General features: G+C 39.2%; 26 protein-coding genes. 2 read left to right on the top strand and 24 right to left on the bottom strand.

Annotation, left to right across the window (positions count from 1 at the left end):
• Positions 1-278: 278 nt before the first annotated feature.
• A complete protein-coding gene (locus GF867_RS01275; RefSeq protein ID WP_153831307.1) occupies positions 279-653 on the bottom strand; it encodes a TIGR02328 family protein in 375 nt (124 codons plus the stop codon).
• A 2-nt stretch (positions 654-655) separates the two neighbouring features.
• Positions 656-1,045, bottom strand: a complete 390-nt coding sequence (locus tag GF867_RS01270) for a YbgA family protein (protein ID WP_216650248.1) — start codon at positions 1,043-1,045, stop codon at positions 656-658.
• 218 nt (positions 1,046-1,263) lie between these two features.
• Between GF867_RS01270 and GF867_RS01265 the strand changes: the two genes are divergently transcribed.
• Positions 1,264-1,653, top strand: coding sequence for a YccF domain-containing protein (locus GF867_RS01265; protein ID WP_153831306.1), 390 nt, complete (start codon positions 1,264-1,266; stop codon positions 1,651-1,653).
• Between the two features lie 57 nt (positions 1,654-1,710).
• On the opposite strand, the gene GF867_RS01260 is transcribed toward GF867_RS01265, so the two are convergent.
• The 6 genes from GF867_RS01260 to GF867_RS01235 all read right to left on the bottom strand — a co-directional run bounded on the left by GF867_RS01260 (position 1,711) and on the right by GF867_RS01235 (position 6,895).
• Complete coding sequence (locus tag GF867_RS01260; RefSeq protein ID WP_153831305.1) at positions 1,711-2,712, bottom strand: patatin-like phospholipase family protein; 1,002 nt, start codon at positions 2,710-2,712, stop codon at positions 1,711-1,713.
• Between the two features lie 578 nt (positions 2,713-3,290).
• A complete protein-coding gene (locus tag GF867_RS01255; RefSeq protein ID WP_153831304.1) occupies positions 3,291-3,536 on the bottom strand; it encodes a CsbD family protein in 246 nt (81 codons plus the stop codon).
• A gap of 276 nt (positions 3,537-3,812) precedes the next feature.
• Positions 3,813-4,478: a hypothetical protein gene (locus GF867_RS01250; protein WP_153831303.1), complete on the bottom strand. Its 666-nt coding sequence runs from the start codon at positions 4,476-4,478 to the stop codon at positions 3,813-3,815.
• A 187-nt stretch (positions 4,479-4,665) separates the two neighbouring features.
• The gene (locus tag GF867_RS01245) at positions 4,666-5,775 is read right to left on the bottom strand and encodes a lactate oxidase (RefSeq protein ID WP_153831302.1); all 1,110 of its coding nucleotides are present in this window, start codon (positions 5,773-5,775) and stop codon (positions 4,666-4,668) included.
• Between the two features lie 36 nt (positions 5,776-5,811).
• A complete protein-coding gene (locus tag GF867_RS01240) occupies positions 5,812-6,519 on the bottom strand; it encodes an LrgB family protein (RefSeq protein WP_366927714.1) in 708 nt (235 codons plus the stop codon).
• Between the two features lies 1 nt (position 6,520).
• Positions 6,521-6,895, bottom strand: coding sequence for a CidA/LrgA family protein (locus tag GF867_RS01235; RefSeq protein WP_366927713.1), 375 nt, complete (start codon positions 6,893-6,895; stop codon positions 6,521-6,523).
• 330 nt (positions 6,896-7,225) lie between these two features.
• Between GF867_RS01235 and GF867_RS01230 the strand changes: the two genes are divergently transcribed.
• Entirely contained in the window at positions 7,226-8,140 is a 915-nt protein-coding gene (locus tag GF867_RS01230; RefSeq protein ID WP_172973922.1) for a LysR family transcriptional regulator, read from the top strand.
• A gap of 265 nt (positions 8,141-8,405) precedes the next feature.
• Here GF867_RS01230 and GF867_RS01225 read toward each other — a convergent pair whose 3' ends face one another.
• From GF867_RS01225 to GF867_RS01150, 16 genes are all read right to left on the bottom strand, one after another.
• Entirely contained in the window at positions 8,406-9,644 is a 1,239-nt protein-coding gene (locus GF867_RS01225; RefSeq protein WP_153831299.1) for an MFS transporter, read from the bottom strand.
• Between the two features lie 94 nt (positions 9,645-9,738).
• Positions 9,739-10,548, bottom strand: a complete 810-nt coding sequence (locus GF867_RS01220; protein WP_153831298.1) for a PHP domain-containing protein — start codon at positions 10,546-10,548, stop codon at positions 9,739-9,741.
• A gap of 15 nt (positions 10,549-10,563) precedes the next feature.
• Positions 10,564-11,199, bottom strand: a complete 636-nt coding sequence (hisIE, locus tag GF867_RS01215; RefSeq protein ID WP_153831297.1) for a bifunctional phosphoribosyl-AMP cyclohydrolase/phosphoribosyl-ATP diphosphatase HisIE — start codon at positions 11,197-11,199, stop codon at positions 10,564-10,566.
• A 3-nt stretch (positions 11,200-11,202) separates the two neighbouring features.
• Complete coding sequence (hisF, locus tag GF867_RS01210) at positions 11,203-11,955, bottom strand: imidazole glycerol phosphate synthase subunit HisF (RefSeq protein WP_153831296.1); 753 nt, start codon at positions 11,953-11,955, stop codon at positions 11,203-11,205.
• A gap of 1 nt (position 11,956) precedes the next feature.
• Positions 11,957-12,658 carry a HisA/HisF-related TIM barrel protein gene (locus GF867_RS01205; RefSeq protein WP_153831295.1) on the bottom strand — a complete coding sequence of 234 codons (702 nt, stop codon included), beginning with the start codon at positions 12,656-12,658 and terminating at the stop codon, positions 11,957-11,959.
• A gap of 27 nt (positions 12,659-12,685) precedes the next feature.
• Entirely contained in the window at positions 12,686-13,267 is a 582-nt protein-coding gene (hisB, locus tag GF867_RS01200) for an imidazoleglycerol-phosphate dehydratase HisB (protein ID WP_153831294.1), read from the bottom strand.
• Complete coding sequence (locus tag GF867_RS01195) at positions 13,260-14,249, bottom strand: pyridoxal phosphate-dependent aminotransferase (protein WP_153831293.1); 990 nt, start codon at positions 14,247-14,249, stop codon at positions 13,260-13,262. The genes hisB and GF867_RS01195 overlap by 8 nt, the downstream gene beginning before the upstream one ends.
• Positions 14,249-15,502 carry a histidinol dehydrogenase gene (gene hisD, locus GF867_RS01190; RefSeq protein ID WP_153831292.1) on the bottom strand — a complete coding sequence of 418 codons (1,254 nt, stop codon included), beginning with the start codon at positions 15,500-15,502 and terminating at the stop codon, positions 14,249-14,251. Before hisD ends, GF867_RS01195 begins: the two co-directional genes overlap by 1 nt.
• Positions 15,502-16,110 carry an ATP phosphoribosyltransferase gene (gene hisG, locus GF867_RS01185; RefSeq protein ID WP_153831291.1) on the bottom strand — a complete coding sequence of 203 codons (609 nt, stop codon included), beginning with the start codon at positions 16,108-16,110 and terminating at the stop codon, positions 15,502-15,504. Before hisG ends, hisD begins: the two co-directional genes overlap by 1 nt.
• Positions 16,107-16,910: an ATP phosphoribosyltransferase regulatory subunit gene (locus tag GF867_RS01180; RefSeq protein WP_153831290.1), complete on the bottom strand. Its 804-nt coding sequence runs from the start codon at positions 16,908-16,910 to the stop codon at positions 16,107-16,109. Before GF867_RS01180 ends, hisG begins: the two co-directional genes overlap by 4 nt.
• Positions 16,911-17,942: 1,032 nt before the next feature.
• Entirely contained in the window at positions 17,943-18,140 is a 198-nt protein-coding gene (locus GF867_RS01175) for a YwbE family protein (protein WP_153831289.1), read from the bottom strand.
• Positions 18,141-18,204: 64 nt separating this feature from the next.
• Complete coding sequence (locus tag GF867_RS01170; protein WP_153831288.1) at positions 18,205-18,924, bottom strand: YebC/PmpR family DNA-binding transcriptional regulator; 720 nt, start codon at positions 18,922-18,924, stop codon at positions 18,205-18,207.
• 63 nt (positions 18,925-18,987) lie between these two features.
• Positions 18,988-19,479, bottom strand: a complete 492-nt coding sequence (locus GF867_RS01165) for a PaaI family thioesterase (protein ID WP_153831287.1) — start codon at positions 19,477-19,479, stop codon at positions 18,988-18,990.
• A gap of 121 nt (positions 19,480-19,600) precedes the next feature.
• Complete coding sequence (locus GF867_RS01160; protein WP_153831286.1) at positions 19,601-20,551, bottom strand: Gfo/Idh/MocA family protein; 951 nt, start codon at positions 20,549-20,551, stop codon at positions 19,601-19,603.
• A gap of 1,113 nt (positions 20,552-21,664) precedes the next feature.
• Positions 21,665-22,564 (bottom strand): SDR family oxidoreductase, encoded by a 900-nt coding sequence (locus tag GF867_RS01155; protein WP_153831285.1) that lies wholly within the window; start codon positions 22,562-22,564, stop codon positions 21,665-21,667.
• A gap of 209 nt (positions 22,565-22,773) precedes the next feature.
• A complete protein-coding gene (locus GF867_RS01150) occupies positions 22,774-23,079 on the bottom strand; it encodes a DUF1294 domain-containing protein (RefSeq protein WP_153831284.1) in 306 nt (101 codons plus the stop codon).
• Positions 23,080-23,100: the final 21 nt, after the last annotated feature.

Raw genomic sequence — 23,100 nt, 5'->3', positions numbered from 1 at the left:
GACCCCACTCAAGTTGGCATGAGCGGGGTCAGAGAGCAAAATTTTCTATCGACAAATTAAGGGGTTTGTTTTCTAATTGAAATTCTATGCAAAATTTCAATTAAAAAGAAATGAACAACTAAACATGTCTACTTATTCAAGTATCCAACTTTACACGTTTATCTCAATGAAACATTTCCGATAGTCGAATCCGAAGATTCACTCTTATCATAATACATTATGACGGCTATTATATTATTCATTGCATAAATGCACAAAAATAGACTTTTTATCTTCGTTTACAGCAATCCATCGAAGTATATTCCTTTTTCCGCCAGATTATCCACACATTCCTGCAAGTATCTATCATCATGCTCCGGATAAATTGGCGAAGAAGGCGGTACAGTGTCAAGCTTTTCGTAAGGTTCGCATTTCATACCACGATAATGCCCATCTAACCAATCCGTTGTCACTTTATAATTGCGACGTTTCATTTCATCCATAATCAATTGATGATATTGAAATAATTTATAAGGTGAATAATCAAACACATAATTTACAGTCGAATGCTTACGACCCCAGCCATTTCCTCTTAGAGCACAGCACTCACGGTGCTGCCCCAATAATTGTGGTGTTGGCAAAAATTGAATCATATCTTCATGCCACAATCTCATATTTACTCATCTCCATCATTCATTAATTTAAATATAGTTGATTGCTCCAAGTAACGATTAGGATACTTCTCTAGCAAATCGTTTAAATACATCAATACCTTCTCTTTAGTTACCTTGGACTGTTGGTAACGTTCAAGCAAAGATAGGAACTCATTTTTCTCATTCGGTTGAGCCACTTTTCTGAAATAACTCCAGATGTGTTGATAAGCGTTCACTACTTCTTCGGGGCGTTCCTCTAAGGACATCGCTTCTTGAATCCACTGCTCCAAAACGATCAATTCGACTGACTCACTTTTCAAATATTGCCGAATGGCTAAGTAAATTTTTTGAGATTTGCTCAACACTAAGTACTTATTCGCCGCCCATAATTGTTCACACTTTTTCCGTTCCATCATTCCACCTTCCTTATCATTCGATAAGTCAATATAACATTCACAGTCTATCATTTCAAGTATTTCCCCTTCCAAAATACTGCTTTAAATTATCTCGTTTTAGCACTTTCATGGTCTAATATTACAACTAAAATGTTTATCTACTCCTTAAGACCGTTATCTTGAGCAATGATATTATCTATAATGATAGTATTAAGTGAAAAGGAGGGGTAAACACAATGAGTTTATTAGGTAACTTAATTTGGTTAATTTGTGGTGGTTTATTCAGTGCTGCTGCATGGTTCTTTATCGGTCTATTATGGTCCATTACAATTATCGGTTTACCTGTAGGTTTACAATGTTTCAAAATGGCACGTTTAAGTCTGTCTCCATTTGGAAAAATCGTAGACAGTGGTGGGAGTACCGGATCACTTCTACTGAATATCCTTTGGTTACTCTTAGGTGGAATTGAATTAGCAATTTTTCACTTTATCATTGGTGTTATACTCTGTGTAACCATTATCGGTATTCCATTCGGTCGTCAGTTTTTTAAGTTTGCTCAATTGGCTCTATTCCCCTTTGGAGCAACCATTCATCGTTCGTCTCAAGTATATAGAAGTATTAACTAATTCAAAAAAGCATTCGTAGACTTGTCTTATTTAACAAGTGATTCGAATGCTTTTTCATTATTTCTTAGTTGATTTCGTTTGCTTGCCGACAAACCATTGCTTAAATCGATTTTTAATCGCAGTCCATTCATCTGATTTAACTTCTTGACGAGCAGATTCAATGACTTCACGTTCGTACAAGTCGCCCCAATCAATGGTTCGGCCTAACATATACTGACGACCTGCCATAATAATTTCTTTCGCATTACCAAATTCAAAGGTTGTCGCATCGACTTCAAATTGTACAACCACATCTGCTGAACTTATTGAACGGTCAATTTGTTGTGACATCAGAAAATTCATAGCCCGCATAGCAACTTCATTAGACTTAAGCGCAGGCTCTTCATACGACTTACGCTTAATCCCCAGCGATATGACATATTCTGTTTGTTGGCGATCAAATAAATCAACCGGAGAATTCATTAATACGCCTCCATCAACTAGTTGGTAATCCCCAATTAACATCGGCTGAATCATCAATGGATAAGCACTCGAAGCCAAACAAGCTTCTAAAACTGTAATATCGCCGTCGTAAAATTCCCAAGCTTGCTCATTTAACCCCTGTGCAAAATATGACCGATTATTGGTAAAAACGACAATCTTGCCACTAATAATATCTACCGTCGGAATGGCTATGGGCATTGAAAGCTCAGATAACATCATGCCCTGATATAATGGATGTAAAGAGGCCACTGTTTCTGCTAATCGATTCGGCATCACTAAGCCGTTAGATTGATTAGCTGCCAATAAAGTTAACCATACAGGACGTTTTTTAAATAATTCACTCTCTGCAAGTGCTTTGTCGGTTGCTAATATTAATGTTTCAAGCTCTTCTGGCTTCATGCCATATGCCACGCCCGCAGCTAAAAAGGACCCCATCGACGTCCCAGTTACAGCAGATACTTTAATCTTTTTTGCAAGTAACACTTCATACGTTGCTAATTCAGCGAAGCTTTTAGCTCCGCCTCCAGCAAAACTAATTCCCACACTTTTCTGCCTTAATTTGACTACTGTTTCCATCTTATCACCTCATTCTCTTAAATTTTACCTTAAATAAATTAACTAAAAACCAACTTAAGGCTGATTTTGAAAATAGGTCTTCGTATTTTATGAGCAAACCTTGGACGAGTCCGAGGGCTTTAAATTCCATTCAGCAAATTTTAAATAGATAATGTAGCGATATTTTTGTTGGAATACTACACGTAGCTCAGCATTATAACTTAGCCGATTGAGCTGGAAAAGCACGAGGCTTTGAAAGCGACCTCCACCTGGGAAAAACAATAAGCTGAGAGAAGTACAAGGCTCGCTAAACCAACATAAATTTTATAATACGAAAAAACTCGCTACTACAGATTTATAGCCGAAGGGTTTGAACCTTCGACTAGATTAGCTCCTTTTCTAGCCGATTCTATCAAACCTTCGGCTAGATTAGCTCTTTTTCTACCCGATTCTCTTAAACCTTCGGCTAGATTAGCTCTTATTGGAAAATAAGCTGAGTGAAGTACAATGCGCGGTAAATCAACGCTAAACTTATAATATATTAGAGTAAAAAAACAAACTCCCATTTAAGAGAGCTTGCGTGTTTAAATTATTAATTATTATTTGTCATCTTTACTGAATGCGTTCTTAAGGCCTTCGACTGCACCTTCAACGCTGTCTTTCGCATCATTGAAAGCATCCCCTACAGATTCTTTAGCATCTGCGAAGATTTCTTTAGCTTTGCCTGCAGCATTTTCGGATTTACCTTCTGCTTCAGTTTGCTTGTCTCCAGTGACTTTACCTACAGTTTCTTTAACTTTACCTGACGCTTGATCTACTTTTGCATCGAATTTTTCTTCTGACATCACTTTCGCCTCTTTCTTGATTCATATAATTGTTAATAAGTTTATTATAGTACTCATAAAAATTATCTACAAACAATATGATTTTCGCATACAGGATGGCTTAATAAACCTTCATATGATGCTTAAATTTCTGGAGTTCAATTTCTTCTGACATATATTCCGAGACATTGGTTTGAACTCTCCAAAATTAATCTGCCGTATTGTTTTACATAAAGCTTTATATAGCGCAATTAACTGCTCTCAATCAAGCCACAATTGAAGTGCAATACCGACTAGCTATGAATGCAGTTCATAACTCATAACTTTTGTCTCAAATGCCACCGAATCATGTTCCAGTTTGAAAAACTCAAGCACGATTATCACCGAATCATGTTTCAATTTGAAAAACTCACGCACGATTACTACTGAAACTTGTTTCAATTTGAAAAACTCACGCACGATTACTACTGAATCATGTTCCAGTTTGAAAAACTCGAGCACGATTACCTCCGAATCATGTTTCAGTTTGAAAAACTCGAGCACGATTACCTCCGAATCATGTTCCAGTTTGAAAAACTCGAGCACGATTACCTCCGAATCATGTTTCAGATTGAAAAACTCGAGCACGATTACCTCCGAATCATGTTTCAGTTTGAAAAACTCGAGCACGATTACCTCCGAATCATGTTCCAGTTTGAAAAATTCAAGCACGATTATCACCGAATCATGTTTCAGTTTGAAAAAATCGAGCACGATTACCTCCGAATCATGTTTCAGTTTGAAAAAATCGAGCACGATTACCTCCGAATCATGTTTCAGTTTGAAAAAATCGAGCACGATTACCATCGAATCATGTTTCAGTTTAAAAAACTCGAGCATGATTACCATCGAATCATGTTTCAGTTTGAAAAACTCGAGCATGATTACCATCGAATCATGTGCCAGTTTGAAAAACTCAAGCACGATTACCTACAAGTTTCGCTCACAACCCTACCGAGGCTAGAGAGCAAACTCAGCCTAGTAAATCAGCACTGCACGCAAAGCAAATAGGTTATTAAATCAGCATTAAACCATTAAACTTATAATTCATCTTATAAAAAACCACTTGTCAGAATTGCTTTGCATTCACTGACAAGTGGTTTTAAATTAATTAGTTGTGGTTATCAAAAAGCGTTGTATTCTTAACGTCTTCAATTGTTTGTGTTCCAGCTAATTGCATGACACGTTTCAAGTCGTTTTCGAAGTATTCTAATACTGATCGAACACCTTTCCAACCACCCAATGCTAAACCATATAAGACTGGACGTCCTAAAGCGATAATATCCGCACCGCTAGCTAAGGCTTTAAAGATATGTTCTCCACGACGTACACCTGAGTCAAAGACAATCGGCACGCGACCGGCTACTGCTTTAGAAATCATTTCTAAAGTTTCGAATGAACCAGGAGCACCGTCTAATTGACGTCCACCGTGGTTAGATACCCAAACACCATCAGCACCTGCACCAATCGCTAACAAAGCATCATCTGGTGATTGAATCCCTTTAACAAATACTGGTAAACCAGAGTATTCTTTCAAGAATTTAACATCTTCTGGTGCAATTTTTTGTTTAGATTGTGCGTAAATGTTGTTTAATGACATGTTCTCGCCTGAACCTGTTAAATAACGTGAAACAATTGGCATACCGAATGGGTATACAAATTTGTTACGTATGTCTGTTTCACGGTTACCACTTAATGTCGCATCAGCAGTTAAAATGATGGCTGTTGCACCGTCAGCTTTAGCTTCATCGATAATGTTCTTGTTAAAGTCTTCATCCTTACTCATGTAAATTTGGAACCAACGTGGGCTTCCGTTTAAGCCCGCTTCAATTTCTTCAAATTTAGCACCTGAGTAAGCACTAATTGACATAATTGTTCCAAACTCAGAAACACCTTTAGCTGTTCCAGCTTCTTTTGTTTCATGCGCTAAACCGTGAGCTGCGATTGGTGCCATGATAAAAGGTACTTTAATGTCATGTTCGAAAATTTTAGTCGATGTATCTGGGAACTCAACATCTGCTAAAACGCGTGGTAAAATCCCTTTAGCATCCCAAGCTTTTGTATTCTGGCGTAATGTATATTCGTCACCAGCTCCGCCTGAAATATAACCAAAGCCGCCTTTAGGCATTACTTCTCGTGCACGATCCTCTAGTTCATATGTGTTAATTACTTCAATATCTTGAATGGTCGTTGGTGCTGCATATATATTATTTTCTGTCATTTTAAAAATCTACCTTTCATAAATTAATAAGTGTTATTAACCAAATAAAATCTGAATGATTGGTTGAGCCACCGGTGCTAAAACAACCACTGTTATTCCTGTCACAACGATCGATAAACTAGCCATGGCACCTTGTACCTCACCCATTTCGATTGCTTTAGATGTTCCCATCGCGTGAGCAGATGATCCCATCGCTACCCCTTGGGCTACCGGATCATTAATACCCGTTAACTTCATAACAGTTGGTCCAACTACTGCCCCAATAATTCCTGTAAATACTACAACAGCTACTGTTAATGAAACTAAACCACCTAATGATTCAGACACACCAACCGCAATCGCTGTTGTAATGGATTTAGGAAACAGTGTTCCTGCCATTTGTGTATCAAAGTTAAATAGGAATCCAAAGATTGTGATCATAATCGTATGTAATACCACACCTGAGAATATCCCTGTTAAAATAGCCTTTACATTCTTTTGTAGATAAATAAAGTTCTTCTCTAACTTAATCGCTAAACTTACTGTAGCTGGGGTCACGAATATCGCAATTAACTGACCGCCTTGTTGATAAGTTTCATAAGGTATGTTAGAGACTAACAATATGATAATGACCATAACAATAGAAAATAAAAGTGGATTGAAAATTGGAATTGGTATTTTTTTATGAATTTGTGCTGCTAAAATATATAGTCCAATCGTTAAAGTCAGCCACAAGTAAGCACTGCTCATTAAAATTTCTAGCACACTACTCACCGTCCTTTTCTGACTTTTGATCTTTATTCATAATTGCTTGGACAATTTTCCCCACAAAAATCATCATTAAAATGGTTGTCACAAACATAATCACAATCAATTGCAGCCATGATTCAGCTAAGACATCAAAGTTTGTCATTAAACCAACACCTGCTGGTACGAATAAAATAGCCATATTATCCGTTAACCAACTACCTACTTCATCCACTTGACTTAATTTCAATACATTAAAGTGTAAAGCCAAGAATAACAGAACCATCCCAATCACACTTCCGGGAATTGCTAAAAATGACGCAATCGCCACTGAAACAATTTCACCTAATAGTGAAAAGAGGATTATCCAAAATAATTGCATGATTATTTTCACGCATATCTCTCCTAGTAATCTAAATTTAGTTTGATAAATAAATATTGAAGCGCTTCTCAATAAATGCATAATAGCACAGATTCTCAACACTGTTTAATATTGAGTATTTATGGTATCATAAGTATTATTTATAACCTGACGAGTTGTTATATATTTTATTTATGTTATCAGAATCACAAATGTCATATTTTGGGCCCAATCATTGCTGTCATGACAAAAAGAACGTTTTCAAAGAAGTTTAACATCATCAATATGCAACTTGTGTCTTGACACTCAAACGCTAGACTCACTTAGCTTATGAACAATTATTCACAAAGGAGTGCACCTCTCATGAATTTACAGGATTTAACTTATTTTAAATATTTAGCCGAAAGCTTAAGTTTTACGGCAACTGCCGAATATTTTTATGTCTCTCAACCATCAATCTCTATGGCGCTCAAACGGTTAGAAGACGAATTAGAAGCTAAATTATTGGATCGTCGTAAATCTCTGCGTCGTATGAGATTGACTCCAGCTGGAGAAGTTCTCTACAAAGGAACGACAGAAGTCTTAAATATTCTAGAGACAACTCAGCTTAACATAAAAGATGCACGTTTAGAAACTTTGTATTATGGTTACTTGCCGACTATAGGGAGTCGTTTTCTACCTGAATTGTTAGAAGGAGTGGGCGATAAAGCAAAGTCGTTACGTTTGATAGAGGAAGAAAGTTCTGATGCGATGTATAAAATGGTTCAAGAAGAAAAAGTGCCTTTAGCGATTATCGGACATGATACTGAGTTTTTCAATGATCCTGTAATTGACCAAATTCCTATAACCGTCCATGACTTTTCACTATGGGTATCTCCTACCCATCCATTAGCTGGTCGAGAAGAAGTTTGTGCGGAAGAAGTCCTCAATAGTGTCTTCATCTCGTTATCAGAGGGTTACACTCATCGAAGAATATTTGAACAATGGACACGCAAAAATAAAATTCCCGAGACTAATATTATTTCAGCGAAGGAAATCAAAACCTTACAGACGATTGCTCAATCTACTGACTTTATCGCTTTCATGTCTGAAATTTTAGTGGGGCCCGTTACCCCACTTGTTAAAGTACGTCTTAAAAATGCGCCTAAGTTTTACATTAGTTTGATTATTAATAATCAACGTGAAAATTCTTTAGCTCAACAAGAATTTAACGATCACGTAATTGAGTTGACGCGCGAAAAATTAACCGATCATCAAATGCTTAATCAGCCTAAATAGACTGCAGATGTCTTCATAAAATTTAAGGAGGATTATCGGCCTTGAGTGTCTACTCGAATTTTAAGTTGGCACATTGACAGCTCTAATATGTCGAGTCATTCTGCCAGTTGACACGTTAGAATGACTATTTTCAATATAATGCTAAAACTAGTCACTATTGTTACTTTCTTACTGGCCATCACTGATAAATCGTCCACCGTCATTGTTCATCACACACTAAATGCACAACAGCCCGCGAACAAAGAGTTCACGGGCTGTTTAATCATTAAGTTGTCACTGGGTTGAGTGCAGTACTTTTCTCTTTACGAATGAGCGCACTTACTACGAAGGCAAACAGACAGAAGCCGATATCGAGTAACCAGACAGTATGGTAATCACCTGATCCGGTTACGAAGATTCCGCCGAGCCAAGCACTAAAGAAACTGCCAATCTGATGAGACACATAGGTCAATCCAAATAGGAAGCCTAATTGCGCAGCACCGTAGCGACGATTAATTATTTCAGAGGTAGGCGTAACCGTCGCATCACCCGTCATCCCCAGAACAATTGCAAACAAATAAACTGCAAAAACATTTTTAGGTAACAGGTAAATAAAAATCGCGACAATTAAAGCGCGCATTCCATAAAGTCCTGCTAATACATTCTTCAATGCAAAACGGCTACACAAATAACCGCATAATATTGAGCCGACCATTGAAGCAATCCCAAAGGTTGTATAAGCTAAAGCTGCCGTACTTTCTAAGATGCCATAAGAAACCATTTGCGAAAAGAAATGCGTTTGAATAATTGCCATATGAAAACCACAGGTCGCAAAACCTAGCATTAAATAAATATAATTACGATCACTGAACACTTCTTTTAAGGAATGCTTTTGACCAGCTGACAAATCGACCGACATTTCTGAGCCTTCTGGCTCCAAATCGCTCACAATCGGTTTCAGTATATGGGTAAAAATAAAGGCCGCAAAAGGCAACAGCAAGAAAGTCATCCCCGCTAAACTCCACATTGTATAAGCCACACCGATTGAACGGATTGCTACCTCGATTACCGGCGAAAGAATCGAGCTACCTACCCCACTACTAGCATTCAAGAAACCAGAAATGGTGGCAGCACGTTTGTGGCTGACGTAAGGTGAGATCAAGCCCATGATAATACCGAAACATAAAATCCCTGTCCCAGCCGATAGAAGGATCCCCAGAGAAATTAATAAACTCAATTGAGACGAGCTTACCGGTGTCAGAATAAGACCCGCAATCATCAGGATCATCCCAATGGTTAACACAAAACGGTTGGATTTTTTCATCGCAATATAACCAAAAATGGGTTGCGCGAAACCGTAAGATAATTGACCAATCCCCATTACAAAACTAATTTGTTCATAGGTTAAGTCTGTGCGTGTTAATAAGCCATCCATCAAAATACCATAGTTCGAACGAATGCCCGCACTAATGGCGTAAACAAGGCAAGCAAAAATAATCAGCGTCATTGTAGATTTTTTTGTCATATTGCGTGTCACCACCGATTGTTATTTTTATTAGCGTTAATTATTTATTAAAAAGTACTTGGTCTACTTATAGACCAAGTACTTTTATGTGAAATTAGCTTTCAAATTGTAATTCTTTTAAAGCGACTTTATGAGCCTGTTGAGCCTCATATAGGACGACTTCTTCAATCCCAAACTCTAATAGTAAGTCTTTCATTTGTGCAAATGCCATTTGATAATCTTCTACTTTATGAGCATCAGAGCCTAAAGTAAACAAATGCCCACCTAACGATTTATACAATGGAATCGCCCAACGGTATAGGTTCAACTTACCATAGTTAATAATACTTTTACTGTTGAGTTCAAAGGCAATCTCATTGGCAATACAACGTTTGAACACTTCGGTTAATTGTTGACCATAACGTTCAATCACATCTTCGTCACTAAGTGCATGAACACGGAAACCATAATCGAAATGCGCCAATATTTGCACATCTGGAAATGCCTCAACGGCTTCCAATAATTGCGCAACGTATTGATCCATCATAACGGTTGGCTCATCGAGTTGGTTGGAATCAGCAGCTGTATCCATATAGTCATAGCGTAAGTTATGGTGACAACTTAGTAACTTTAAGTCAAAGTCGTAAGGTGCCATGACTTCACGTAGACGATCAGCTTGTCCAGGTGCATAACCCATCTCAACACCTAATAACAAACGACTGTTATAATCTTTAACAAACGTTTCTTGCCAAGTGATTGTTTGATTGAAATTTGGAATATCATCTTGACCACCCGTCACTGGATTATCTAAATCTAAGTGTTCTGTAAAAGTTAGAACGCTTAAATTCAAAGCTGCATAATCCCAAGGACTCGCTTCACTATCAAAGGATAATTGCGTATGGCAATGTTGATCATAGAAAAGCATTCAAGCACCCCTTTCTTACCATTGTTGGATGTCATCTCGCACTGAATACGTATGCTTCACACCGTGGCGTTCTGCTAATCGCGCTTCTACATCTTTCAATTGAAGTCCTTGTTCTTGTAATAAAACAAGGTAATGATAGAACAGGTCACTACTCTCATCTAGCAACTCATTGGCATCACGATTTTTAGCCGCAATGACGACTTCTGTCATTTCTTCGCCACATTTTTTCAAGATTTTATCCAAACCTTGCTCCATTAAATATTTCGTATAAGAACCTTCTTCAGGGTACGCAATTTTCTTGGTAATGGTTCTTTCAAGAACCGCCAAATTGAAATAATCATCACCGAAACAGCTTTGATTACCTAAATGACATGTAGGTCCTTGAGGTTCAACGCTTAAAAGAATCGTATCTTGGTCGCAATCCAAGTCAATCGCGATTACTTTTTGCGTATGCCCGCTCGTTTCCCCCTTCATCCAAAGGCGTTCTTTCGAGCGAGAATAAAACCAAGCCACGCCTTCAGCACAAGTTTTCTCATAGGCTTCCTGATTCATGTAACCTAACATTAACACTTGCCCTGTGCGAGCATCTTGTAGAATTGCGGGGACAAGTCCGTCGCCTTTCTGAAAATCTACTTTTTGCGGAGAAAACAAGAACTATTCAACCCCTTCAACAGTCGTAGCAAGGGCATCTTTAACGTCTTGAATGGTAATTTCATCGTGGTGGAAAATTGACGCTGCTAAACCACCTTCAACGCCTGTCTCTTCGAATAAATCAACGAAATGTTGGACGTTTCCTGCACCACCACTCGCAATAATTGGCAAGTCTACCAATTCGCTGGCTGCTTTTAAGAACTTAATATCGAAACCAGTTTTGACGCCATCGTGGTCAATACTTGTAATTAGCAATCGACCGGCACCACGCGCTTCACACTCTTTCAACCAATCAAAGGCTTTTAAATCTACTTGTTTTTGGCCACCGTGTGTGTATACATAGTAGTCACCTTTGGCTTCATCGTATGAGACGTCAACCGCTAGCGTTAAGCGTTCAGAGCCATATTTTGCAACGGTTTGATTAATTAAATCAGGGTTAAGTACGGCTGCAGAGTTGATTGCAATCCCACTGATACCAGTCGCTAAGGCGCGGTCAATTTCTTCTATTGAAGCTAAACCGCCCCCAACTGTTACAGGAATATCAACTACTTTCAGAATCTCTTCAACCATTTCAACACGCATGTTCAACTGTTCTAAAGTTTTCGCAATATCTAATACAACGAGTTCATCGGCACCTGCGTCTGAGTATTTCTTCGCATACTCGACTGGATCGCCTAAATGTTGCATATTAAGGAAGTTAACTCCTTTAACTAAGTGACCGTGCTTTGTGTCTAAACATGGGATAATTTTTTTCATATTATTCAAGTCCTTTCCAGAATTCATCATTTTGAGCTGCTTTACCGACAATTGCTTCTGTAACACCGGCTGCCTTCAAGGCTGTTAAATCGATTTGACCGCGAACCCCGCCACTTGCCACAACTAAGTGACGTGTTTGACGTTGTAAGGCAGCAGTTCGTTCAACATTAGGGCCAGCTTCCATTCCATCGCGATCGATATCTGTATAGATAATCCCCGCAATATCTAGCGCTTCAATTTCCGCCATATATTCATTTAATTGACGTCCACTATTCTCCTTCCAACCATTCACGTAAATATCTTCATCACGAGCATCTAAGCCTACAAATATACGTTTAGGATAGCGTTCCACCACTTCTTTTAGCCACTCAACATCCAATATTGCACGTGATCCTAATATGAAATAATCTATTCCTATTTTAGCATATTTATCGATGGTTTGGTGATTTCTCAAGCCACCTCCGATTTCCAACGGCAAGTCGGTTAATTGTTTCAATTGTTGAATCACGTTCGTTTCAAGCGCTTCTTGTTGCAGGGCACCCATTAAATCAACCACATGAATGCGAGCAACTTGTGGAAACTGACTGTAATATTGAATCGCTTCAGCCGGTGTTTTAGGCATTAAGATTCTGTCATCATAATCGCCTTGGGTTAAGCGGACGCTCTGACCGTCAATCAAGTCGATTGCTGGTATAATTTTCATTTCATTTTCCTCTTTCTTCTGGCAGTTTTAAGCAATGAGTCCTTTAGATGATGGCACACCGCCATCGGACGCCTGTAAGGCAATCTTCAATGCACGGGCAAAGCCTTTAAAAATCGCTTCGATTTCATGGTGTGTGTTGCCAGTCTTTAGTAAATCGATATGCAAGGTCATGCGTGCATTCATTGCGACCGCATTGAAAAATTCCTCGACTAGCTCCGTATCAAAGCTGCCCACTTTTTCTTTACTGAAATTGGCATTAAAGCTTAAATGTGGACGTCCAGATAAATCCAAGACGACTCGCGCTAAAGACTCATCCATCGGCAAATAAAAACTGCCATAACGTTGATAACTTGGTAAACTACGGTAAAGTTCGCGAATTAATTCACCTAAGACAATGCCAATGTCTTCAACCGTATGATGGTCGTCCACATAGGTATCTCCTTGAGCCTCCACATTAAAGTAAAGACCTGAGTGGAAATTGAATAAGGTTAACATATGATCCAGAAAACCTACCCCTGTTTGAATCTGCGCTGCTTCCTCCACTTCAGATGCTAAAGCTAAGGCACAACGTAATTGTGTTTCTAACGTTAATCGTTCTTTCTTAAACATTTAATTCCCTCCACTCTTTTATTAAGCGTTCAAACTCTGGATACTGCGCCAAGTCCATAATCGAATAACGGACTGCCTCTGCCAGAATAGGCAACTCATATGTTCGCGCGACAAAGCCATGCTTAGCCAAGAAGGCACCTAAATCGCGCGCCTTCTCACCATAAGTAAAGACGAAATTCGTACGCGTCGATTTGACTTGAATCAGGTCCGATACTTGTTGAAAGGCTTCAACCAATTGGGCCTGACACGCTTTTTGGTAGCTCAGCCATTCTGCTAACTGATCTCGATTTTCAAACAAGGCACTCGCAATATTCAGTGCTAAATTATTTACTGGGTAAGGATGATTAATGCGCGTCAAACGTTCAAAGGTCTTACCTTTAGCAATCGCAATCCCTAATCTCAAGCCAGCTAAACCATAAATCTTACTTAAAGTACGTACGTAAATTACATTCTCATTCTGTGGTCTCACATACTCTTGACCGAATTCAATGTAGGCTTCATCAATCACGAAATGACCCTTGATTGCTGCCATTTCATCTGCCAATGTTTGTAAAAACTCAGCCGTGAATTGTTCACCCGTTGGATTTTGTGGATTGGATACTAATAATACCGATGGCTGTTTCTCTTTGATTGCTGCCACAATCTTTTCTAAGGAAAATTCAAAATCCTTTTCACAAGGCACTTGCCAGAATGGGCGATTGAATTGTTCGGCGTAAGCTTGATACATGAAGAAGTCTGGATCAATTGTTAAGACGCCGCCCGCACCAAATTGAATCATAATCTTTTGTAACCAGTCATCAGAACCATTAGCTAGTTCAATTTGTTGTGGATCTAATTGATAATAGTTCGCATACAAGGTCTTAAAGCGTGTTAACTCATCCTCCGGATACAAATGGATATCCGTTTGTAAAATGATTTCTAGAAGCTGTTGGTCAGTTAAAGGTCGCTTAGGACTAACATTTCGATTAATTAAATAAGTCATTACGGTTCTTCCCTTCTAATCGCAATCGAACATTCATGGCAATATAAGCCTTCTGCAGCCGCAATTCTCTCTGCCGCAACCGCTACTTCTTTAAACGTTTTAGGTGATAAATTAATAATCGCATGACTCGTTCTAAAATCATTCGAGTTCAAACCGTGACTGTAACGCGCATTTCGATTGGTTGGAAGAACATGCGATGGTCCAGCAATATAATCCCCGATGGCTTCCATTGAGTACACGCCCTTAAAGACGGCTCCCGCATAATTAATGTTCAACACAATATCATCTTGCTCGGCATGTTGCACGGACACATGTTCCGCAGCAATAAAATTGACCGCATTTAGTAGGTTCTCACGTGTATCCACAACTTGATAATGATTATTGGCAACGGACGCTGCAATAATTTCTGAACGCACTTGTTCAGGTAATAATTCTTGAATACGTACGCTCAAGCGTTCTAATAAATCCGCTGATTCACTTAAAACGAATGTACGCGCATTGGCATCATGCTCCGCCTGCGCAAACACATCATAAACGATCGCATCTAGCGGTGCTGTCTCGTCGACATATAATAAAATTTCACTTGGCCCTGCAATGCTATCAATCCCGACATCGCCAAAGACTAAGCGTTTCGCCATCGCAACGAACGCGTTGCCTGGTCCGCATATTTTGTCCACTGCGGGAATGGTTTCTGTACCGTAAGCGAGTGCTGCAATGGCTTGTGCGCCTCCAATACGGTAAACGTGATCGGTTACGCCACATAGATAGAGTGCTGCAAAGGTAATACTTGTGTCCGTAAAGACCGGTGTCGTCACAACAATTTCTTTGACGCCGGCAACTAAGGCAGGCACAAGCGTCATCAAGACGCTTGAAGGATACAAAGCAGTGCCACCTGGCACATATAAGCCGACACGGGCTAGTGGACGGTAAACGTAACTCAATTCTTCATCTAAATTATCTTGGTACAAGATTCTCTGTTCATACTGTTCAATGCGGGCTTTCGTTAACTTAAGCGCATCTTGTAAATCCGTATCCAAAGCATCCCAACTCGCTTTTAATTGCTCAGGCGTCACTTTGACCTTGTCGAGTGTTTGACCGTCAAATTGTTCTGTATACTGAGCTAAAGCCTGGTCACCATTTGCTTTTACATCATCTATGATGGCTTGTACTGCCAACATTTGTTCAATATTAGGTGCACTTGCTTGTTGTTTAAACTGGGCAATAAATGCTTCTGCGTTTAGAATCCCCTTCATTAAACCACTCCAATCTCTTGCATAAATTGATACACATCGTGTTCTTTCAAATAAAAGGCTTGTTTGTTGGCAATTAAGCGTGCTTGAATATCCATGATTGTCCGATATTCTTGTAAATTATTTTCTTTTAAAGTCGTCCCTGTCTGGACCACATCTACAATCGCATCCGCTAATCCTAATATCGGCGCTAATTCTACCGACCCTTTAAGATGAATCAATCGAACGTCTTGGCGTTGTTGGTTGAAATATTGTTGACTAATATTTGTAAAACTTGTCGCGACCACCTTCAATTCTTTTTCCGTTAAGCCTGGAGGTCCAGCAATTGCTAAGCGACATTCACCGAAAGGTAATTGGGAGACATTTAGGACATTGAACCGATTCTCAGTAATGGTATCTAAACCCACAATCCCTAAATCGGCAATACCTTGTTCGACATAAGTCGGGACATCCGCTCCTTTAGCAAAAATAAACTTCACTTGGTTAATCTCACGAAATAAGTAACGCCCCTCCTCTTGCAAGGGGGCTGCGTAATAATCAAGGCCCTTAGCCTGCAAAAATTTGATAAAGTCTTTAAATAGTCGCCCTTTTGATAAAGCTACCGTAATCATATGAGCCCTCCTCTCGATAAGTTAATTCCGATGCCAAATGCTCCTTCTGCATATTGACCGCCAGATAATATCGGCGTACTTTCACTTAAAAAGGCTTGGAAATAAAAGCCATTATAATAACTCTGTGGTGAGCGGAAAGATAAATCAAGAATGAAACGTGTGCCTGTTTGATCCATCCGTTCTTTCAAACGGTGAATGATTTTCATAGCTTCACTATCGCCGAAACGTTCATTAACGAGTTCAAATTGCTGGCTCACCGGCACACTCATCAAACGATATAGAGGATGCGATTCACCGAGTTGTTCACGTAAAGCAGATAAATCTTTATCCACCACTAATTGTTTGATGCGCTTGTCCAAATTATCTTCTTCTAAATAACGATCTAACAACTCATCATTGTTAACGACTAAAATCGTTAATTCAGATGCGCTTAATTGCGACACAAAGTTTAGATGCAACTCAATACTCTCCAACGTTTCATCTAAACTTGGCTGAAATAATTCTACCCCTGCTTGATATTGTGTTTGAAATTCCCTCAATACCGGCCCGAAATAGCCAAATTTCTGTTGTGACATTTGGAAAGACTGATTGTAATTCAGAATACTCCGCGTCCAATCGCTCCTCAACGCATACAATTGTTGATTGCGTTCAAAGACAATACTATCCGGATGAAAATTCTTAGTCTCAAGTTGAAAAGGCTCCACCATATTTAAATCGATTAATTGATAACCGGCTTCTGACAATCGTTGCATATATTGCACCACTAATTGTATTTGTTTCAAAATCATTTGATTATCCATGCTTACTTCCCTTCTCCCATCCCTATAAAAAAAGCCCTCTAATCCATCTGGATTAAAGGACGTCGGGACGTGGTTCCACCTTCATTCGTCGCGTTCTCACAAACGCAACCTCAGTGAGTATATACTCTAGCGATAACGGAACTACCGTAATGACTCTTATCTGGCTGTGTCTTCATAGGGCTCAATGCTTTGCTTCTCAGCTACCGCAAATTCTCTTTCATCGAGTATCCCATCTCTTCGTCCAAATCCATTAGAAATATTGATTAAATTTTATCTAACTCTATTCTAAATGTCAATCTATTTTTTAATCTTATTCTAATCAAACTAACCAAAATACGAATAAAAACCCTTTATGACGCTTTAATTTAGAGATTAATTAAATTTTACGGACTACTTAATTGTTTTTTCTAATCAAATTTCACGCGTTAACTCAAGCCAAAATACGACAACAAAACCTTTCGTTTTAAACACTAAGACCTCTAGCAGAATAATCAAATAAGTTGAAATAAATTACTCTTAGGCTATTGAGTATGTTGAATGAAGCTGTTCTCAGAAAATCCTCCTAACTACTGTTGGGCATCACCCTTGCGGGTGATGTTTCCCGTTCAATGTGTTAACTCAGAGTCTGAGTTTGATGATTGAAGCACTCAATGTTTAAACTCAAATCGCGAGTTTAAACATTGAATTGGAATTTGGATGATTTTCAACTAAATCAGATGAAAATTGAAAATCCTGGATCATAAAACGAGCTGAGCATCACGTGTGAGGTGATACTTTCCGTTCAATGTGCCAACTCGGAGTTTGAGTTTGATGATTGAAGCACTCAATGTTTAAACTCAAATCGCGAGTTTGAACATTGAATTGGAGTTAGCAGAATTTTCCAACAAAAGCTGATAGAAACTTTGAAAACGACCAGTGCCTTGAAAAACAATAAGTTGAACGAAGCATAAAGCGCAATTAATCAACATAAAACTTATGATAAAAAAAGCATCTTCCTCAGTTTATAACTGAAAAAGACACCTACTCATTGCTTTAATCGATTATTTCTTTCACACGCCCGACAATCTTCGAGGTTAACATTACCTTGATACCATGCGGATGTTGGGCTGAATTAGTCAATAACTTTGCGACAACACCTTCCGTCAGCTTCCCCGTTCTTTGATCTTGCTTTTGAACCACACGTACGGTTGCACCAATTGTGATATCGGCACGTTTTCTACCATCTTTCATCTAAAAACTCCCTTCTACTGAAAAACAAAAGACGCTCACTACAGAAGGAGCGTCCAGAATTTCATTAATATTCTGCATTATGAATGACTTCCGTCACATCATCGTCGTCTTCTAATGCATCAATCATTTTCTCAAATTGTGCTACATGCTCTTGCGGTAAGTCAATCGTCAAGTTAGGCACCATTGCTAATTCGGCTTGAGCCAACGTGTAATCGGCTTCCAAAGCAGCGCGCACTTCTTCAAAATCGGCAGCATCCGTATAAATTTCAAATACTTCTTCTGATGTCATTAATTCATCTGCGCCCGCTTCTAAAACAGCCATTAACATTGTATCCTCATCAACCGCTAAATCAGCTCGTTCAATCGCGATGTAACCTTTACGTTCAAATTGAAACGCCACTGAGCCTCTTTCGCCTAAAGCCCCACCATTATGTGTAAAGGCGGTTCGCACTGAGCTACCTGTACGATTACGGTTGTCCGTCAAGGCGTAGACCAATACCGCTACACCATTGGGACCATAACCTTCATATGTAATTTCATCATAGTTTTCGCCTGCACCTGATTCTGTTGCACGCTTAATGGCGCGTTTCACGTTTTCGTTCGGAACGTTAGCTGAACGCGCTTTATCTAATACTTGACGCAAAGCCGGGTTTAATTCTGGATCTGCACCATTTTTTGCCGCTACATAAATTTCGCGCGCGATTTTTTGAAATATTTTGCCACGTTTGGCGTCTTGAGCATTTTTACGCCCTTGTATGTTTTTCCATTTCGAATGTCCTGCCATCTCTTCACATCCTGTCTTGTAGTCTTTCTACCATAACATATTGAGATTTGAATGCAACTTTGCTTAAACTTCTAAGAATTTAGGCGGTAGTTCTTTTATGCCTAATGCTTCGAGCTTTTTACCCATATCGATATCACGGTTTTTAATGACCATTAATTTCGATGTCCCGTGCGTCAATAATTTACCATTTTGATCTTTAATCGTACCTTCAGCCATACAAATTGTGCGTCCAACTTTAATCGCACGCGCTTCAACAGTCAACGTTCCTTCCGAAACTGTGCTTAGTAAATCAGCTTTCAAATCAACCGTTGTTAAACCATCACCTTCGTCCAATTGGCCATAAATTGCCCAGAACGTTGCGGTATCTAGCAAGGATTCATAAACGCCACCATGAATCCCGCCATAAGGATTCAAATGCTTTTCTTTCACTTCCATCTCGACTTTACACGAACCTAAATCAACCTCAACAACCTTCATCCCTAACAAAGCGGCATATGGACTAGAGTTCGAAAAAATCATTAACTTTCTAATATGTTCCGGATTTAATACTTTCACCTTATCTTCTCCCTTCAATTGCTACCCTTTCAGAGTATTATATTTCGCCTATATAAACAAGCCTTTTAACCCTAACAAAATAAACCTCCCCCAACTGCTTGGAGAAAGTTTATCGTTTGGACTACTTAATTGCTGCTTTTAATTGATCGACTAAACGCGCGATATTGCTCGATGCTTGATGCGTCATAATCGGACTTTCGATACGACCTTCTGCTAAACAAGTCACAACATGTTGGATTTCACTATAGAAATCATCATGATCATACCCAACTTCAACTTGCTCATGTGTCCCATCTCGCGTGATCATTGTATATTCACTGGCACGGTGGAAATTAGGGATACGAATGCTCCCTTGCGATCCTTCAATCACGGCCACCGTTTCCGTCTCACGGTCAAAAGCTGATTCGATTACACCTGAAATCCCACCTGCTTCAAGCGTCGCATTAACATATAACTCAATCCCGTTCGCATGTAACGCATAATCGATGGCTGTCACTTCCATTGGTGATGGCATAAAATCTTCTAATACCGATAAGTTATATACCCCCATATCTAATAACGTTCCGCCTTGTCCAGGCTCAAAATGATAAGTAGACGTTGCTTCATTAAACACATGACATAAAGAGGTTGTAATATGCTTGATCTCACCGATTAGCCCTTGTTCAATACGTGCTTTTAAATCTAAATAAGCTGGGACAAAACGACTTTTCTGAGCTTCCATAAAGAAGACACCTTCCTTATGCGATAACTCAATCATGCCATCAACTTCAGCTTGCGTCATGGCTGCTGGCTTCTCACATAAAACCGCTACTTTTGCCTGTAAAGCTTTGCTTACCCATTCTTGATGGTATTTATGTGGCACCGCAACATACACCGCATCAATTTCTGGATCATCTAATAGCGCTTGATAGTCGCCATAAGCTTTCTCACTTGGATGATTCGCTTGAAATCGTTCCGCTTTCTCGACAGTCCGACAAGCGACCGCATATAAACTTGCATTCTCCACTTGAGCTAAAGCTGTTGCAAAACGGTTCGCAATATTACCCGCTCCGATAATTCCCCATTTGATCATTTGAACACCTCATCATTTTATTTAACTACAACTCTACTTATAGGCTTATTTAGCAAGCATGGATGTTATCGTTTCCCATAAGTTTTCTAGTCTAAGAATAGCACAGCCCAAGCCAAACTAAAAGTCGAGAAGCAGAATTTCGCCAATTTTTTTCTACAGTAAATACTTTGTATACTCAACGATGTAAACGCTAATTAATTATGGAACACAACGTCAATCTAGTAGGATTTTCCATTGCATGCTTTGCGTACCAATTCAAAATTCCGCTCGACACATTGAAGTCAATTATTCCAAATCACAAAATACGTGATGAACCCCTTATAATAACCTCGGACTTTATATCTGCGCTGAATTGCTTAGCTGCTTTTCTTTTGTCCTATTTGGAGGGGCTCAGACAAAATTCAGTTGGTTTTACTAAATTGACTGGAACACGTATTGCTAAGACTATCGTTTTATTTGTAAATTTTATGATTATGTTGATTTAGGTGTCTTCTAATGTGCTAACTCAAAATCCGAGTCGACACATTGAGTAGGTTAATGTGCCAACTCAATTCGCCAGTCGACACATTAGAAGCAGATGGTGGCTTTGTGGGGGCAATTCTTGCTCATACTTCACCTTTTCCCAAATAAACGCCTTAATTCCCAGTTAAAAGTCGCCAATATTTCCAATATTTTTTCTAATGTGCTAACTCAAAATCTGAGTCGACACATTGAGTAGGTTAATGTGCCAACTCAATTCGCCAGTCGACACATTAGAAGCAGATGGTGGCTTTGTGTTGAACTACCACACATAGCCCACTGTGGGAGATATCCCAAGTAGTAAAAAGGCACCCCTTCGCTACTAATAGAATCGCTTGCTCTGTCTATGAGCACAGCGAATTAGACAGAGCCTAGCCGATTGATCTGGAAAAGGCCTCACAATTGTGAGGCTTTGAAAGCGACCACGGCCTTAGAAAACAACAAGCTGAGCGAAACATAAAAGCTATTAAATCCACCAAAAACTAATCTTCCCTTATTCAAAAAAAACAATCCCTCCATCTAATAGAGAGCCGCATGCACACATGCGCCACCTTCCCTATCACACAAAAGAATTGTTCTCAATCAAACTCACTTTTATAAATCAGTCTCTGAACCGCCTGTCACACCATAAATTTGCCCCGTCACATAACTTGCTTCCTCAGAAGCTAAGAAAACATAAACAGGCGCTAATTCTACTGGCTGACCCGCTCGTTCTAATAATTCATCCTGTCCAAATGTCTCTAAATCTCCTGGTAATTTTCCATCATCTAACTGCAGAGGTGTCCAGATTGGTCCTGGTGCGACAGCATTCACACGCACACCCTTTTTAGCGAAATACTTCGCCATCCCAACAGTAAAATTAGAAATTGCCCCTTTAGTCGCCGCATAATCCAATAAAGAAGCAGATGGATCTGTCGCTTGAACAGAAGTGGTGGTAATCACAGCACTGCCTGCTTCTAAATGTGATTCGGCTGCCTTCAGCGCTTCATACATACTAATAATATTCACTTGGAACGTGTCATTCACTTGCTTCATCGTTAAATCAGCTAAATTTTCTGTCGCAAATTGTTGAGCCGCATTCAATACAAGTAAATCCAGTCCGCCCAAAGCTTCGACTGTTTCATTCACCAAACGACTCGCTACACCTAATTCACGTAAATCCCCCGCAATTGCTACAGCCTTACGACCTTCAGCTTCAATCAACTGTTGAACTGCCTCAGCGTCCGCCTCTTCACCGGGTAAATATTGAAAAGCGACATCAGCACCTTCACGCGCATAGGCAATCGCAACTGCACGCCCAATCCCCGAATCTCCACCGGTAATTAAAGCCCGACGTCCTGTCAAACGCTGATTCCCTTGGTAACTCTCTTCTCCACAATCTGGTACTGGCATCATATCTTGTTGTAAAGCTGGCGACTTAGCAATTTTTTCATTTTCTTCAGAAAAACCTTCTGTATAATACTGTTTCCTAGGATCTTTCAACTTATCATTCATTACAATATTGCCCTCCCTTTCTTTGGATAAATTAAGTATACCGCTCATCCAAAGAAAGCTCTAACAATACACATCCTTCAGAAATTAATCACAAAATACTAAAGTTTTTCTTAACGCGATGTAAGCAATTCTTGGTAAGCCTTATGACCATAAACGCTTTAATCTCCAAGCAAACATTTAGAAAAAATTAATGTTTACTACACTAAAACCTACCACTTCAATTCCTGCAAAATAGGAAATAATAAGCAGACGACTACTACGGTTGTAATCACTGCGCTCAAAGGTACCAACCAAATAAATTTGGCGTGTTTTGTTTTATGACGAAAACTTCGCATCGCCCACAAAGCCCCAATACCACCTAATAATAGACTCGAACTTAACAAACGCTTCTCTGAAATACGATATGCGCCAGTTTTTGATAATTGCTTGTCTTTATAAAACAAATAAAAACTATGAATATTTAATAGGATGATTACTAATATTATGCTCATTAACATTATTGCTTGTTGAGACATGCTCTAACCCCTTCTCTCAAA

The sequence above is a fragment of the Fundicoccus ignavus genome (assembly GCF_009659375.1).
Classification (GTDB): Bacteria; Bacillota; Bacilli; order Lactobacillales; family Aerococcaceae; genus Fundicoccus; species Fundicoccus ignavus.
The sequence above is the reverse complement of the archived record's forward strand: the minus strand, read 5'-3'. Positions and strand labels throughout refer to the sequence as shown.

Coding starts and splice junctions, on each gene's coding strand:
- GF867_RS01275 (WP_153831307.1), bottom strand. CDS start 653: ATGAGATTGTGGCATGAAGATATGATTCAATTTTTGCCAACACCACAA.
- GF867_RS01270 (WP_216650248.1), bottom strand. CDS start 1,045: ATGGAACGGAAAAAGTGTGAACAATTATGGGCGGCGAATAAGTACTTA.
- GF867_RS01265 (WP_153831306.1), top strand. CDS start 1,264: ATGAGTTTATTAGGTAACTTAATTTGGTTAATTTGTGGTGGTTTATTC.
- GF867_RS01260 (WP_153831305.1), bottom strand. CDS start 2,712: ATGGAAACAGTAGTCAAATTAAGGCAGAAAAGTGTGGGAATTAGTTTT.
- GF867_RS01255 (WP_153831304.1), bottom strand. CDS start 3,536: ATGTCAGAAGAAAAATTCGATGCAAAAGTAGATCAAGCGTCAGGTAAA.
- GF867_RS01245 (WP_153831302.1), bottom strand. CDS start 5,775: ATGACAGAAAATAATATATATGCAGCACCAACGACCATTCAAGATATT.
- GF867_RS01230 (WP_172973922.1), top strand. CDS start 7,226: ATGAATTTACAGGATTTAACTTATTTTAAATATTTAGCCGAAAGCTTA.
- GF867_RS01225 (WP_153831299.1), bottom strand. CDS start 9,644: ATGACAAAAAAATCTACAATGACGCTGATTATTTTTGCTTGCCTTGTT.
- GF867_RS01220 (WP_153831298.1), bottom strand. CDS start 10,548: ATGCTTTTCTATGATCAACATTGCCATACGCAATTATCCTTTGATAGT.
- hisF (WP_153831296.1), bottom strand. CDS start 11,955: ATGAAAAAAATTATCCCATGTTTAGACACAAAGCACGGTCACTTAGTT.
- GF867_RS01205 (WP_153831295.1), bottom strand. CDS start 12,658: ATGAAAATTATACCAGCAATCGACTTGATTGACGGTCAGAGCGTCCGC.
- hisB (WP_153831294.1), bottom strand. CDS start 13,267: ATGTTTAAGAAAGAACGATTAACGTTAGAAACACAATTACGTTGTGCC.
- GF867_RS01195 (WP_153831293.1), bottom strand. CDS start 14,249: ATGACTTATTTAATTAATCGAAATGTTAGTCCTAAGCGACCTTTAACT.
- hisD (WP_153831292.1), bottom strand. CDS start 15,502: ATGAAGGGGATTCTAAACGCAGAAGCATTTATTGCCCAGTTTAAACAA.
- hisG (WP_153831291.1), bottom strand. CDS start 16,110: ATGATTACGGTAGCTTTATCAAAAGGGCGACTATTTAAAGACTTTATC.
- GF867_RS01180 (WP_153831290.1), bottom strand. CDS start 16,910: ATGGATAATCAAATGATTTTGAAACAAATACAATTAGTGGTGCAATAT.
- GF867_RS01175 (WP_153831289.1), bottom strand. CDS start 18,140: ATGAAAGATGGTAGAAAACGTGCCGATATCACAATTGGTGCAACCGTA.
- GF867_RS01170 (WP_153831288.1), bottom strand. CDS start 18,924: ATGGCAGGACATTCGAAATGGAAAAACATACAAGGGCGTAAAAATGCT.
- GF867_RS01160 (WP_153831286.1), bottom strand. CDS start 20,551: ATGATCAAATGGGGAATTATCGGAGCGGGTAATATTGCGAACCGTTTT.
- GF867_RS01155 (WP_153831285.1), bottom strand. CDS start 22,564: ATGAATGATAAGTTGAAAGATCCTAGGAAACAGTATTATACAGAAGGT.
- GF867_RS01150 (WP_153831284.1), bottom strand. CDS start 23,079: ATGTCTCAACAAGCAATAATGTTAATGAGCATAATATTAGTAATCATC.